Origin of the sequence: Pseudomonas sp. CFBP 13602 (assembly GCF_014842725.1) — a bacterium.
Lineage (GTDB): Bacteria > Pseudomonadota > Gammaproteobacteria > Pseudomonadales > Pseudomonadaceae > Aquipseudomonas > Aquipseudomonas baltica.
Genome location: NZ_JACYVT010000011.1, coordinates 1 through 15,163 on the forward strand (window position 1 = coordinate 1; position 15,163 = coordinate 15,163).

At 62.5% G+C, this 15,163-nt stretch carries 8 protein-coding genes; 7 read left to right on the forward strand and 1 reads right to left on the reverse strand.

Annotation, left to right across the window (positions count from 1 at the left end; all coding sequences use genetic code 11):
- Positions 1 to 254 precede the first annotated feature (254 nt).
- From recC to recD, 3 genes are read left to right on the forward strand one after another with little or no spacing between them, the layout of a single operon-like run.
- Entirely contained in the window at positions 255 to 3,734 is a 3,480-nt protein-coding gene (gene recC / locus IFU31_RS20080) for an exodeoxyribonuclease V subunit gamma (protein ID WP_192104363.1), read from the forward strand.
- Positions 3,731 to 7,426, forward strand: coding sequence for an exodeoxyribonuclease V subunit beta (gene recB / locus IFU31_RS20085; RefSeq protein ID WP_192104364.1), 3,696 nt, complete (start codon positions 3,731 to 3,733; stop codon positions 7,424 to 7,426). The genes recC and recB overlap by 4 nt, the downstream gene beginning before the upstream one ends.
- On the forward strand, positions 7,423 to 9,504 hold the full coding sequence (gene recD / locus IFU31_RS20090) for an exodeoxyribonuclease V subunit alpha (RefSeq protein ID WP_192104365.1): 2,082 nt from the start codon (positions 7,423 to 7,425) through the stop codon (positions 9,502 to 9,504). Before recB ends, recD begins: the two co-directional genes overlap by 4 nt.
- 28 nt (positions 9,505 to 9,532) lie before the next feature.
- Here recD and IFU31_RS20095 read toward each other — a convergent pair whose 3' ends face one another.
- Entirely contained in the window at positions 9,533 to 10,468 is a 936-nt protein-coding gene (locus IFU31_RS20095) for a LysR family transcriptional regulator (protein ID WP_122480251.1), read from the reverse strand.
- 100 nt (positions 10,469 to 10,568) lie between these two features.
- Between IFU31_RS20095 and IFU31_RS20100 the strand changes: the two genes are divergently transcribed.
- From IFU31_RS20100 to IFU31_RS20115, 4 genes are all read left to right on the forward strand, one after another.
- Positions 10,569 to 12,095 carry a CoA-acylating methylmalonate-semialdehyde dehydrogenase gene (locus IFU31_RS20100; RefSeq protein WP_122480250.1) on the forward strand — a complete coding sequence of 509 codons (1,527 nt, stop codon included), beginning with the start codon at positions 10,569 to 10,571 and terminating at the stop codon, positions 12,093 to 12,095.
- Positions 12,096 to 12,104: 9 nt separating this feature from the next.
- Positions 12,105 to 12,995: a 3-hydroxyisobutyrate dehydrogenase gene (gene mmsB / locus IFU31_RS20105; RefSeq protein WP_192104366.1), complete on the forward strand. Its 891-nt coding sequence runs from the start codon at positions 12,105 to 12,107 to the stop codon at positions 12,993 to 12,995.
- Positions 12,996 to 13,153: 158 nt separating this feature from the next.
- Positions 13,154 to 14,368, forward strand: a complete 1,215-nt coding sequence (locus tag IFU31_RS20110) for an aldose 1-epimerase family protein (protein WP_192104368.1) — start codon at positions 13,154 to 13,156, stop codon at positions 14,366 to 14,368.
- A gap of 202 nt (positions 14,369 to 14,570) precedes the next feature.
- Complete coding sequence (locus IFU31_RS20115) at positions 14,571 to 15,152, forward strand: NAD(P)H-dependent oxidoreductase (protein WP_192104369.1); 582 nt, start codon at positions 14,571 to 14,573, stop codon at positions 15,150 to 15,152.
- Positions 15,153 to 15,163 lie beyond the last annotated feature (11 nt).

Here is a 15,163-nt window from a genome sequence, read left to right on the forward strand (position 1 = left end):
TGCATCGCCGATGGTAGTGTGGGGTTTCCCCATGTGAGAGTAGGTCATCGTCAAGATTCAATTCCGAAACCCCTATCTGCGTAAGCAGGTAGGGGTTTTGTCTTTTGCGCGGCTTTTTTTGTAAGACCCCTCCTACTTATCAATTCAACATTCAGCTGTCTCTTACAGGCGGGGCAGATCCGGCTGGCTCAACTCGCAAAGCCACATCTGATAAGGTTGAACCTTGATTCACGCTCACCTCAAGGACTTCGCCCATGTCGGCTGTGTCACCCCTTACCCCCGGTTTCATGGTCGTACACGGCAATCGTCTGGACGAACTGCGCAGCCTTGTCGTGAGCTGGATGCGCCTGTACCCACTGCGTCCTCTGGAAAATGAAATCATCCTGGTGCAGAGCAACGGTATCGCCCAGTGGCTCAAACTCGCGCTTGCTGCGGACGAAGGCCCGGATGACGAGGGCGGCGTAGGCATTTCTGCGGCGGTAGACGTGCAGTTGCCGGGTAGTTTCATGTGGCAGTTGTATCGAAGCGTACTGGGGCAGGACCAGATCCCGTCGTCCTCGCTGCTCGACAAGGCGCCGCTCACCTGGCGCTTGATGCGTCTTCTGCCGCAACTGATTGACCAGCCCCATTTCGAACCCCTGCAGCGCTTCCTGCTCGACGACAACGACCTGCGCAAGCGCTACCAGCTGTCCGAGCGTCTGGCGGACCTGTTCGACCAATACCAGGTCTACCGCGCGGATTGGCTGCAGGACTGGGCGGAAGGCAAGCATCAGCTGCGCAATGGCAGGGGGCTGAGCAAACCTCTGCCGGCAGGCAATTGCTGGCAGGCGGAGTTATGGCGGGCACTGCTGCAGGATGTAGGCTCCGAAGGCATGGCGCAAAGCCGTGCAGGGGTGCATCAACGTTTCATGGAAGCTGCGGCGGCGCTCGACAAGCCGCCGGCAGCGCTACCCTCGCGGGTCATCGTGTTCGGTATCTCTTCGTTGCCTGCACAGGGTCTGGAGGCACTGGCGGCGCTGGGTCGATTCAGCCAGGTGTTGTTGTGCGTGCACAATCCCTGCAGGCACCACTGGGCAGATATCGTGGCGGACAAAGACCTTCTGCGTCATCAATACAAACGTCAGGCTCGCAAGCAGGGCATGCCAGCGGTGCTGGACACCGACAGCCTTCATCAGCATGCACACCCATTGCTTGCTGCCTGGGGCAAGCAGGGCCGTGACTACATCAATCTGCTCGACAGCTATGATGATCCCGCCAGCTATCAGTCGGCGTTTCGGGATGGTCGCATCGACCTCTTCAGCGAAAGCGAGCCACAGCATCTACTGGGTCAGTTGCAGGACGACATTCTGGAGCTGCGCCCTCTGGGTGAAACGCAATCCACCTGGCCACCCGTGGATATCAAGACCGACAAGAGCATCCGCTTCCACGTCGCGCATGGTGCGCAGCGCGAAGTGGAAATCCTTCACGACCAGTTGTTGGCACGGTTCAGTGCCGATGCCGGACTGCGCCCCCGTGACGTGATAGTGATGGTGCCGGATATCGACAGCTATGCGCCGCACATTCGCGCAGTGTTTGGCCAACTGGACCGGGAAGACCGCCGATTCATTCCCTTTACGCTGACCGACCAGGGGCAGCGCGGGCGAGATCCTCTGCTCATAGCGGTCGAGCACCTGCTCAAGCTGCCGGACAGCCGCTTCCCCGTGAGCGAGATCCTCGACCTTCTGGACGTACCTGCCCTGCGGCGTCGGTTCGCGATTCAGGAGCGTGATCTGCCGACCTTGCGTCGCTGGATCGAAGGCGCAGGCATTCGCTGGGGCCTTCACGCGGCGCACCGCCAGCACCTGGGCTTGCCGATCGAGCTGGAACAGAACACGTGGCGCTTTGGGCTGCGGCGAATGTTGCTCGGCTATGCCGTCGGAACCGGTGTGGTCTGCAGTGATATCGAGCCCTACGACGAGATCGGCGGCCTGGACGCAGCGCTTATCGGCCCGCTGGCAGCGCTGCTGGATGCCCTGGAAGTAGCCTGTCAGCAACTTGATCACGCGGTCAGCCCGGCCGAGTGGGGTGTGCGTCTGCATCAGATGCTGCAGTTGTTCTTCACTGCCGACACCGAGCATGACGAGTACCTGCTCAACCAGCTCGAAGAGCTGCGTGAAGAGTGGCTGCAAACCTGCGAGGCCGTGGGGCTGGTCGAAGCATTGCCGCTGACGGTGGTGCGTGAAGCCTGGCTCGCGGGACTGGATCAGGGCCGCTTGAGCCAGCGTTTTCTGGCGGGCTCCGTCAACTTCTGCACCTTGATGCCGATGCGTGCAATTCCATTCAAGATCGTGTGCCTGTTGGGCATGAATGATGGCGATTACCCTCGGGCGCAACCACCGCTCGATTTCGACCTGATGGGCAGCGATTATCGCCCCGGTGACCGTTCGCGGCGCGAGGACGATCGCTATCTATTACTGGAAGCGCTGCTCTCGGCCCGCGAACAGCTGTATATCAGTTGGGTTGGGCGCAGTATCAGAGACAACAGCGAACGACCGCCCTCGGTACTGGTCGGGCAATTGCGAGATCATTTGGCCAGTGGCTGGAGGCTGTCGGGCGATGAGGCGCTGGACAACTCGGCCAGCGGGGAGAAGCTGTTGCAGGCACTCACGCTGGAGCATCCTCTCCAACCTTTCAGCGCTCGGTATTTTCATCAAGGCCACCCGGCTCTTTTCAGCTTTGCCAGGGAGTGGCAGCACTTGCATGCGCAAGTGGCGGCACCCCATGCGCAGTCGCCTCTGCAGGCTCATCGTCAGGATGAGCCGCTGAGCGTGGCTCAGTTGCAGGACTTTCTGCGCAATCCCGTCAGGCATTTCTTCAGCCAGCGGCTGAAAGTCTTCTTCGAGTCGGCGGAAAAGCCTGTGGCCGACATCGAGCCCTTCGTGCTCGATGCGCTGGAGCGTTACACGCTCAGTGACAGCCTGCTCGGTGCCGGCATGGCCAGTGCCGACGCCATTGCCGAGACGCTGGAAAGCCATGCGCGCAAGTTGCAGGGCAGCGGCCTGTTGCCCATGGCGGAATTCGGCACTCGGTTGCGCGAGGAGTTGATCGAGCCACTGCCCGATCTGCTCGAGCGCTACCGTCAGTTGCTCGTCATGTGGCCGTCGCGACTGGACAGTGCCCTGCCGATCACTTTCCAGGCCCAGAGCGTCGTACTGGAGGGATGGCTGGCGGGTGTCTACCAGCGTGAAGACGGCAGCTACCTCAGCGTTTCAACGATTGCCAACGCCATTGGCGGCGTGCGTTCGCGCAAATGGCATCGGCTGGTACGCCCTTGGGTCTTGCACCTGGCATCCTGCGCCGTTGGATTGCCGCTGACCACTGCGGTAGTTGCCAGTGACGATACCCTGCTGCTCGAGCCACTGCCCCTGGACCAGGCTCGGAACGCCCTGAGCGATCTGCTGCTGGCCTGGCAAGCGGGCATGACCCGGCCCCTGCCGGTAGCCGTGAAAACGGCCGTGGCCTGGCTTTCGCACAACGATGAGGAAAAGGCTTTGTTGGCAGCACGCAAAGCGTACGAGGGCGATGGTGTGACGAGTAATGGCGAGCGTCGGGAGGCGATGGCACTGATGCGCCAGTTCGCTGATTTCGATGCCTTGATGGACGGGGAAGAATTCGAAGGCTGGGCGCAAGCCTTGTACCAGCCCATGCTGGAGGCGCCCTGGAGATCGGTCGATGACAAGGAGGCTCGCTCATGACATCGCTCGAACGTCCACTGGCATTGGCTTTTCCACTGCGTGGCAGCCAATTGATTGAAGCCAGTGCCGGCACCGGCAAGACATTCACCATTTCCGCACTCTATCTGCGTTTGATACTTGGGCATGGTGGAGACATCAACGGCTTCGGACGCGAACTGCTGCCCCCGCAGATCCTGGTAGTGACCTTCACCGATGCCGCAACCAAGGAGCTGCGCGAGCGCATTCGGATCCGTCTGGCCGAAGCCGCGCGGTTTTTCCGAAACGAGATAACGGCACCGGATGCGCTCGTCGAGCAGTTGCGCGACGAATTCGAACTTGGCCAGTGGCCGGCCTGTGCCAGCCGACTGGATATCGCTGCCCAGTGGATGGACGAGGCTGCCGTTTCCACGATTCACAGTTGGTGCCAGCGCATGCTGCGCGAACACGCGTTCGACAGCGGCAGCCTGTTCACCCAGAGCCTGGAAACCGATCACAGCGAACTGCTGGGCGAGGTTGTGCGTGACTATTGGCGGCGGTTCTATTACCCGATGCATGGCGCTGCGCTGGATTGGGTACGCGCTCATCTTGGCGGGCCTGCGGCATTGCTTGGTCGGGTGCGGGGGCTGTTCGCGCATGTACAGCAAGATGCATCGGGCGATGAGCCCGGCCAGTTGATCGACCGCTGTCTGGCCGAGCGTGAGCGAGCCTTGGTCGAACTCAAGGAACCTTGGCCTCAGTGGGCCACTCAGTTGCGTGAAATCTGCCTGCAGGCGGTGGCGGCCAAGGCAGTCGATGGCCGCAAGATGCAGGCACGCTACTTCGAACCCTGGTTTGAAAAGATCACCGCCTGGGCTACGGATCCAAACCAACACGACCTGGATATCGGTACCGGTTTTACCCGCTTGACCCCCGACGGCATGGCCGAAGCCTGGAAAGGCGATGCGCCGGAGCACGCCGGCTTGCACGCGATGGTCGAGCTGCCTGCGGCACTGGCGGCTTTGCCGACGCCTGAGAGCGCGGTTCTGAGGCATGCAGCGCAGTGGATCGGCGCGCGCTTCGAGGAAGAAAAGCGCCGGCGTGCCGAGATGGGCTTCGACGACATGCTGGTGCGGCTGGACCGGGCCTTGCAGGGCGCTGGTGGTGAACAGTTGGCCGAGCTGGTTCGTGAACAGTTTCCCGTGGCCCTGATCGATGAGTTTCAGGATACCGATCCGGTTCAGTACCGCATCTTCGAACGCATCTACCACATCGAGCGAAACGAGCAGGAGACCGGCCTGTTCCTGATCGGTGACCCCAAGCAGGCGATCTACGCCTTTCGGGGTGCCGATATCCATACCTATCTGCAGGCGCGTCGGGCAACCGAGGGCAGGCTGCATACGTTGGGTACCAACTTCCGCTCTACCCAGGCCATGGTCGGCGCGGTCAACCATATGTTCATGCAGGCCGAGCAGCGTGCGCAGGGGCGAGGTGCATTCCTGTTCCGCCAAGGCGATGACAACCCTGTGCCATTTCTGGATGTGCGGGCCCAGGGGCGCAAGGAGTCCTTGATCGTGGACGGGCAGGCCGTACCGGCCTTGACGCTCTGGCATCTGCCCAGCGACCAGCCCGTTTCCGGCGTCGCGTACCGCAAGGCGCTGGCCAGTGCCTGCGCGGCGGAAATCGTGCGTCTGTTGAATGCGGGGCAGGCTGGGCATGCCGGTTTTCAGGTGGGGGAACGCAGGGTCAGCGGTATTCTGCCGGCCGATATCGCCATTCTTGTGCGTGATGGCAAAGAAGCCCAGGCCGTGCGTGCTGAGTTGACCAACCGTGGAGTCCGCAGTGTGTACCTGTCGGACAAGGACTCGGTATTTGCCGCTCAGGAAGCCCATGACTTGCTCGCCTGGCTGAAGGCGTGCGCCGAGCCTGACTCGGAGCGGCAACTGCGAGCCGCCTTGGCGAGCGTCACACTGAACCGCTCTTTGCACGAGTTGGAGCAATTGAACCTGAGCGAGCTGGAATGGGAAGCGCGGGTCATGCAGTTCCGTGGCTATCGAAACATCTGGCGCACCCAGGGCGTGCTGCCGATGCTGCGCCGCCTGCTGCATGATTTCGACCTGCCACTGGCGCTGATCGGCCGTGACGATGGCGAGCGTATCCTGACCAACCTGCTGCACCTGTGCGAACTCTTGCAGCAGGCGTCCAGCGAGCTGGACGGCGAGCAGGCGCTGATCCGTCATCTGAGCGAACAGCTGGCACTTTCCGGCAGCGCAGCGGAGGAGCATATCCTGCGTCTGGAAAGCGACGAGCAGTTGGTCAAGGTGGTGACTATCCACAAGTCCAAGGGGCTAGAGTACGCACTGGTCTTCCTGCCTTTCATCTGCAGTTGCAAACCGGTCGACGGCAAGCGATTGCCGTTGGTTTACCACGACGCGGCTCACCGCGTGCAATTGACGCTCAACCCTACATCCGAACAGGTGGCCTTGGCCGACGACGAACGTTTGGCCGAGGACCTGCGCTTGCTTTACGTGGCCCTGACCCGGGCTCAGCACGGCTGCTGGCTCGGCATCGCCGACCTCAAGCGCGGTGCGACCAAGGAGTCGGTGTTCCATCGTTCGGCCATCGGGTATCTGCTTGGCGGCGGGCAGCCGCTTGCCGATGCAGGCCAGCTTGCGAGTTGGCTGCAGGCGTCGAGTGCGGGGTGCGCAGACATCGTGAGTGTGCCAGTGCCAGAGGTGGACGATAGCCGTTACGTACCCTTGCGCAGCGACGCCGCGCTGCTCAAGGTGCGCCTGCCAAAGCGCAGTGCGCGGGAGAACTGGTGGATAGCGTCCTACAGCGCGTTGCGCATCAGCGACACCCTGGGCGCGGATGATGACCAGGCGCCCGACAGCGCTCTCGAGCAGAAACTGATGGACGATGAGCGCCTGGACGCGCAGGTGCCGCGCGAGGTGCCGGCCACCAGTGGCGACATTCACCGTTTTCCCCGTGGCCCCGGGCCGGGCACTTTTCTGCACGGCTTGCTGGAATGGGCAGGGCGCGAAGGTTTTGCCAGCGTTGCCGCGGCCCCGGAGCGACTGGCCGACAACGTCGCGCGGCGTTGCAGTCGGCGCGGCTGGAGCGGCTGGATCCCTACCCTGGACGATTGGTTGCGGCGCTTCATCGACGAGCCATTGCAGCTTGGGTCCGAACGAGCCCCGGTACGCATGGCCGATCTCGACCAATACCAGATCGAGATGGAGTTCTGGTTCGCCAGCCACAAGGTCGACGTAAGCCGTCTCGATACCCTGGTGCGCCAGTACACGCATCCCGGCGCGCTTCGAATGCCAGCCGAAGGCGCCATGCTCAACGGCATGTTCAAGGGCTTCATCGACTTGTGTTTCGAGCATCAGGGACAGTATTACGTTGCCGACTACAAATCCAATTGGCTGGGTCCGGATGATGCCGCCTATACCCACGCTGCGATGACCGAATGCATCCTGGCCAACCGCTACGACCTGCAATACGTGCTGTACCTGCTCGCCTTGCACCGCCAGTTGAAGGCGCGGCTGCCAGGGTACGACTACGACGAACACGTGGGCGGTGCGGCGTTCGTGTTTCTGCGCGGCATTGGGGCACCCAGCCAGGGCGTGTACTTCACCCGGCCACCCCGTGAGCTCATCGAGGAACTCGATGCGCTGTTCAAAGGCGGACGCCGTGATGTCCAGGCCGACCTGTTCGAGGAAAGTGCACCATGACCCGCTCGTTTGCCGACCTGCTGCCCACCCCTCTGGATGCACACAGCCTTGCTCAGCTGCAGCCCCGAACACGCACGGCCGACCTGTTGGCGTTGCTCGAGCGCTGGGTGGAGCGCGGTTGGCTGCGTGCGCTGGACAAAGCCTTCGTAGCGTTTCTTGCCGACCTCGACCCGCAGGGCAACCCTCTCGTATTGCTTGCTGCCGCCCTCGCCAGCCACCAGCTGGGGCATGGGCATGTCTGCCTGGATCTGGCGGCGACGCTGCAGGCACCGGATTTTGCCTTGTCCCTGCCACCCGAGGGCGACTTGCAAGGGGGCGCGGCCCTGCTGCCATCGCAGTTGCTTCAAGGCCTGGGTGCCGAAGCCTGGCTTGCCAGCCTGGCCAACAGCTCCTTGGTGGGGGGCGCCGATGACCCGACAGGCAGCTCGCCTCTGGTGCTTTCGAGCCAGCGCCTGTACCTGCGTCGTTACTGGGCGTACGAGCGGCGTATCGGTGATGCGCTGCGTCAGCGGCTGGCCACGCGCGAGCCGGTACCGGAGGACCTTGCGCAACGTCTGACGCAATTGTTCGGGGCCACCGACGGCGCTCGGATCGACTGGCAGAAACTGGCTTGCGCACTGGCCGTGCGGGGTGCTTTCAGTATCGTTACGGGCGGCCCGGGAACGGGCAAGACCACCACGGTGGTGCGCCTGCTGGCACTCCTGCAGGGGCCCGCGGTGGCGCAGGACAAACCGTTGCGTATCCGGCTGGCGGCACCGACCGGCAAGGCGGCGGCGCGGCTGACCGAATCGATCAGCTTGCAGGTGCAGAGCCTGCAGGTGGACACCGCAATCAAGGCGCGTATTCCGACCGAGGTGACCACGGTTCATCGCCTGCTGGGTAGCCGTCCGGGCACGCGGCATTTTCGTCATGATGCAGCCAACCCTTTGCCCTTGGACGTACTGGTGGTGGACGAAGCCTCGATGATCGACCTCGAGATGATGGCCAATCTGCTCGATGCGCTGCCGGCCCATGCCCGGCTGGTGCTGCTGGGCGACAAGGACCAGTTGGCCTCGGTCGAGGCGGGTGCGGTGCTGGGCGACCTGTGCAGCCAGGCCGAGTCCGGCTACTACAGCCCGGCGACGCGCGCCTGGTTGGAGCAGGTCAGCGGCGAGGACCTCGCACGCAGCGGGCTGCTCGAAGGCAACGAACGTGATCACGCCCTCGCGCAGCAGGTGGTCATGCTGCGGCACTCGCGCCGATTCGGCGAGGACAGCGGCATTGGCCAGCTGGCAGCCAGGGTCAATTTGCAGGACGCCGACGGCGCGCGTGCCTTGCTGCAGGAAGGCCAGTATCCCGATGTTCATTGGCTGCCGCTCAAGGGCGAGCACGATGTGGCGTTGCTGCGCCTGCTGCTGGACGGACACGGTCGCGACGCCGACGGACCACAAGGTTATCGACGTTATCTGGAGCAGATCGGTACCTCTCGGCCGCCGGCCGAAACACGTCTGGAAGATGAAGCTTGGGCCACCTGGGCCCGTGGGTTGCTGAACGCGTTCGATGAGTTCCAGTTGCTGTGCGCCGTGCGCAAGGGGCCTTGGGGTGTGGAAAGCCTGAACGCTCGCGCGACCCAGGCCTTGACCCAAGCGCGCCTCATTGAGGGTGGCCAACCCTGGTATGAGGGCAGGCCCGTATTGATGACACGCAACGACTATGGCCTGGGCTTGATGAACGGCGACATCGGCATTGCGCTGATGCTGCCCGAGGGTGGCGAGCGCGATCGAATGGTGCTGCGCGTGGCCTTTCCGCGCAACGACGGGCAGGGGGGCATCCGCTTCGTGCTGCCAAGTCGCTTGAATGACGTCGAGACGGTCTATGCGATGACGGTGCACAAATCCCAAGGGTCGGAGTTCGCGCACACGGCGCTGATCCTGCCTGATGCCTTGAATCCGGTATTGACCAAGGAGCTGATCTACACCGGTATCACGCGGGCCAAGCATTGGTTCACCTTGATCGAAACCCGCAGGGGTGTGTTCGAAGAGGCTGTGCGGCGCAGGGTCAAGAGACTCAGTGGGCTGATGCTCGAGTGGAAGTCGTGAGACGTGCGTGACGCGGCTTGCGCCGCTGCTACAGGGGCTCGGTGGTGCGCGAGTGTCCCATCAGCAGTGCAGCGTTGCGGTCGGTGACGTCGCGGATGTAATCCCACAGCAGGATGATCCGCTTGAGCTTGCGCAGGTCCTCCCGGCAGTACATCCAGAACTGCCGAGTGATATCGACTTCTTCGGGCAGGACTTCCACCAGGCGTTCGTCCTGCGCGGCGAGGAAGCACGGCAATATGACCAACCCATGCCCCTGGAGCGCTGCGGTGTACTGGGCAATCACGCTGGTGCTGCGCAGCCCGGCGTTGACGTTGGGCAGCAGTTTGTTCAGGTACAGCAGCTCGGAGCTGAAGGCCAGGTCGTCGACGTAGCTGATGAACCGGTGCTCGCTGAGTTGGGCGCTGCTTTCGATGGGGGGATGACGATCTAGATAGGTCCGCGTGGCATACAGCTTGAGCCGATAGTCGCAGAGTTTGCAGCAGACGTAGGGCCCATGTTCGGGACGCTCCAAGGCGATGACGATATCGGCTTCGCGTTTGGACAGGCTGATGAAGTGCGGCAGCGGCAGGATATCGACCGAGATGGCCGGGTATGTGTCGACGAAGTGGCTGAGCTGCGGGGTGATGAAGAAGCTGCCGAAGCCTTCGGTGCAGCCCATGCGGATATGCCCTGACAGCGCCACGCCGGACCCGGAAACCTGCTCGCAGGCCATGTGCAGGGTGCTTTCAATCGACTCGGCCGAAGCGAGCAGGCGCTGCCCTTCGGCAGTGAGGACGAAGCCTGTGGTCCGCGACTTCTCGAACAGCAGGGTACCCAAGGCATTTTCCAGCGAGCCGATGCGCCGCGATACGGTGGTGTAGTCCACGCCCAGGCGCTTGGCCGCGATGCTGGCCTTGCGCGTACGAGCCACTTCGAGAAAGAACTTGAGATCGTCCCAGTTCAGGCTGCTAAGGTCTTTTTGCATGTTGGACCGGCTTTATTGTGAGTTCTTGTTAGATGTTTGCAGCATCTATACTCCATCGCAGAACCGTCTCGCCACAACAATAAATACGCGGAGGTCATCCATGAACGTGTCCGTTCAACCGAATGCCAGCAAGATCGACGATGTAAAACTGCTGATCGATGGGCAGTGGGTCGCCTCGACCACCCAGGAATGGCGCGACATCGTCAATCCGGCCACCCAGCAAGTGCTGGCGCGGGTGCCCTTCGCCACGACCGACGAGGTCGATGCTGCAGTAGCCGCCGCGCAGCGTGCATTCAAGACCTGGCGCCTGACGCCACTGGGTGCGCGCATGCGCATCATGCTCAAGCTGCAGGCATTGATCCGGGAACATTCCAAGCGCATTGCGCAGACCTTGAGTGCCGAGCAGGGCAAGACCATTGCCGATGCCGAGGGCGATATCTTCCGCGGCCTGGAAGTGGTCGAGCATGCCTGCTCCATCGGCAGCCTGCAGATGGGCGAGTTCGCCGAGAACGTCGCCGGTGGCGTCGATACCTACACGCTGCGTCAGCCCATCGGTGTGTGCGCGGGAATCACGCCGTTCAACTTCCCGGCGATGATTCCGCTGTGGATGTTCCCCATGGCGATCGTCTGCGGTAACACCTTCGTGCTCAAGCCTTCGGAGCAGGATCCGCTGTCCACGGTCCAGCTGGTGGAGCTGGCATTGGAAGCAGGCGTGCCGCCCGGTGTATTGAACGTGGTGCACGGTGGCAAGGACGTCGTCGATGCGCTGTGCACCCATGCCGACATCAAGGCGGTGTCGTTCGTCGGTTCGACCGCTGTCGGCACCCATGTGTATGACCTGGCCGGCCGGCATGGGAAGCGCGTGCAGTCGATGATGGGCGCGAAGAATCACGCCGTGATATTGCCGGACGCCAACCGCGAGCAAACGCTCAACGCCTTGGTCGGCGCCGCCTTCGGTGCAGCCGGGCAACGTTGCATGGCCACCTCGGTCGCCGTGCTGGTGGGCAAGTCGCGCGAGTGGATTCCCGATATGAAGGCGCTGGCGCAGAAGCTCAAGGTCAACGCTGGCAATGAACCGGGCACCGACGTCGGCCCGGTGATTTCCCGCCGTGCGCTCGAGCGTGTGACGGCCTTGATCGACAGTGGCGTCGAGGAAGGCGCGACGTTGGAACTCGACGGTCGCGGTGTGCAGGTGCCTGGCTACGAGCAGGGCAACTTCGTTGGCCCGACCTTGTTCAGCGGGGTCACCACGGACATGCAGATCTACACCCAGGAGATTTTCGGGCCGGTGCTGATCACCCTGGAGGTGGATACCCTCGACGAAGCCATCGCTTTGGTCAATGCCAACCCGTTCGGCAACGGCGTGGGTTTGTTCACCCAGAGCGGCGCTGCGGCGCGCAAGTTCCAGAGCGAGATCGACGTAGGCCAGGTAGGTATCAACATCCCGATTCCCGTGCCGGTGCCGTCGTTCAGCTTCACCGGGTCGCGCGGTTCCAAACTTGGCGACCTGGGGCCCTACGGCAAGCAGGTGGTGCAGTTCTACACGCAGACCAAGACGGTCACGGCGCGCTGGTTCGACGATGACAGCGTGAACGACGGCGTCAACACCACCATCAACTTGAAATAGGGCATTGCCATGAACATTGCTTTCATAGGCCTGGGCAACATGGGCGCGCCCATGGCGCGCAACCTGCTCAAGGCAGGCCACACGCTGCATGTGTTCGATCTGAACCAGGACGTACTGGCGGAATTGGCGCAGTTGGGCGGCCACGTCAGTGCTTCGCCCAAGAACGCCGCTGCCCAGGGCGAACTGGTGATCACCATGTTGCCGGCAGCGGCGCACGTGCGCAGCGTCTACCTGGGTGAGGAAGGCGTGCTTGCTGGCATTCGCGCGGGTACGCCAGCAGTGGATTGCAGCACCATCGATCCGCAGACTGCGCGCGATATCGCTGCCGCAGCCTCCAGGCAGGGCGTTGATCTGGCCGATGCGCCTGTGTCGGGCGGCACCGGTGGCGCTCAGGCGGGTACCTTGACCTTCATGGTCGGTGCGTCGGCGCAATTGTTCGGCCAGCTGCAGCCGGTGCTGGCGCAGATGGGCCGCAACATCGTCCACTGTGGCGAGGTCGGCACCGGACAGATCGCCAAGATCTGCAACAATCTGCTGCTGGGCATCTCCATGGTCGGCGTGTCGGAAGCCATGGCATTGGGCAATGCCCTGGGCATCGACACACAGGTACTGGCGGGCATCATCAACAGCTCGACCGGGCGCTGCTGGAGTTCGGACACCTACAACCCCTGGCCGGGGGTCATTGAAACAGCGCCCGCGGGCCGCGGGTACAGTGGGGGGTTCGGCGCCGAGCTGATGTTGAAGGACCTGGGGCTGGCTACCGAAGCGGCGAAGCAGGCACGCCAGCCGGTGATTCTGGGTGCCGTAGCCCAACAGCTGTATCAGGCAATGAGCTTGCGGGGAGAGGGGCAGCTGGATTTTTCTGCGATCGTGAAGGCGTATCAGCGTCCTGCCGAGTAACACGGTCGCATAGCAAACGGGGGAGGGTGCGCGGTGCAGCGGACGCGGCTTGCGCCGCTGCTACACGCGGATTTCCAAATGGGCGGAAGGGGACTAGACTCGGCTGATAGCTGAATCGATTCACCGCATGATCCATAACTCCAAGAAAGGGCCCCCCCATGAAACTGCTTCCCCTCACCTGTGCCATCTCCGCACTCACCCTCAGCGCCCACGCTCTGGCCTGGGACTTCGTGTTGCTGGACAGCGACAAGCCTGCGCAGAACCAGCGCATCACCAGCGAACAGTTGGGCGTCAAGGTCGACAAGCCGTTCTCCATCACGATGCGCACCCTGCACGGGGGTCGCCAGGAAGGTGTCAGCCTGATCGACATTGATAACGGCACCATGAAGCTGACGCTGGTGCCCACACGGGGCATGAACGTGCTCCACGCCCAGGTGGGCGACGCGCGCATGGGCTGGGATTCGCCCGTGAAAGAAGTGGTCAATCCGGCCTTCATCGAGCTCAACGGCCGGGGAGGCCTGGGCTGGCTGGAGGGCTTCAACGAACTGGTGACACGCTGCGGCTACGAATGGGTCGGCCATCCGGGCATGGACAACGGTGAGCTGCTGACCCTGCACGGTCGCGCCGCGAACATTCCGGCCAGCAAGGTCACGGTGCACATCGACGAGGCGCCGCCGTATGCGATTCATGTGCGTGGCGAGCTGCAGGAGCAGGCTTTCAAGAAGGTCGATTTCACCGCGCAGACCGAGCTGGTGACCGAGCCGGGGACGGCCCGTTTCGTGCTCAACGACACCTTGACCAACAACGGCGACTACCCCAAGGAATACCAGGCGCTGTACCACAGCAACTTCAGCACACCGTTCCTGGAAGAGGGCGCGCGGTTTGCGGCGGCGGTGAAGCAGGTGTCGCCTTTCAACGACAAGGCCAAGGCTGATCTGGGCGATTGGCAGACCTATCGCGCACCCACCAGGGACTATGACGAAACCGTGTACAACGTGGTGCCCTATGCCGATGCCAAGGGCGACACCCTGACCGTGCTGCACAACAAGGCCGGCAGCCTGGGCGTGGCGGTGGGTTTCAACGTCCAGCAGTTGCCGGTGTTTTCATTGTGGAAGAACACCGATACGCAAGGCCAGGGCTATGTGACCGGGCTGGAGCCGGGCACCAGTTTTTCCTATAACCGCCGTTACCAGCGGCCTTTGAATCTGGTCCCGACCATCGAGCCCAAACAGCAGAAGCACTTCAGCATCAGCTACAGCCTGCTGGCGGACAAACCGGCCGTGGACAAGGCGCTGAAAACCATCCAGACGATTCAGGGCGAGCGCCAGACCGAAGTGCGGCAGACGCCGCTGGTGGACCTGACCAAGGAGTAGCAACAGCGTTGGCGGCAACCGAGCAGCCTTGCTCCGCGACGGTGGGGCCAGGGCGCGTTGCTGCCGACAACTACGCAACAATGGCCACTCATTCGTGACTCTCAAGCAAGAGAGATTTGCGCACTGCCCGCTTACTCCTCGCGGGCAAGGCCTCTAGACTGCGCCCATCGATATTTCTCGCACAGTCAACGAGGCCACATTCATGAAAAAGATTCTTCTGCTCAACGGCGGCAAGCAGTTCGCCCACTCCGACGGTCGCTACAACCAGACCCTGCATGACGCCGCCGTGGCCTACCTGGACCGCGCCGGCTTCGACGTGAAGCAGACCTTCATCGACCGTGGCTACGACATTGCCGAAGAAGTGCAGAAATACCTTTGGGCCGACGTGGTCATCTACCAGATGCCGGGCTGGTGGATGGGGGCGCCATGGACCGTGAAAAAATACATCGACGAGGTGTTCACCGAAGGCCATGGCAGCTTGTATGCCAATGACGGCAGGACGCGTTCCGATGCCTCGCAGCGATATGGCAGCGGTGGCTTGCTCAAGGGCAAGCAGTACATGATTTCGGCCACCTGGAACGCGCCGCAGCAGGCGTTCGACGATCCGGCCGACTTCTTCGAGGGCAAAGGCGTGGACGCGGTGTATTTCCCGTTCCACAAGGCCAACGAATTTCTCGACATGACCGCTTTGCCGACCTTCCTCAGCGTCGACGTGATGAAGATGCCGAACATCGACAACGATGTCGCGCGGTATCAGGCACACCTGGCCAAGGTGCTGGGCTGACGGCACGCTCG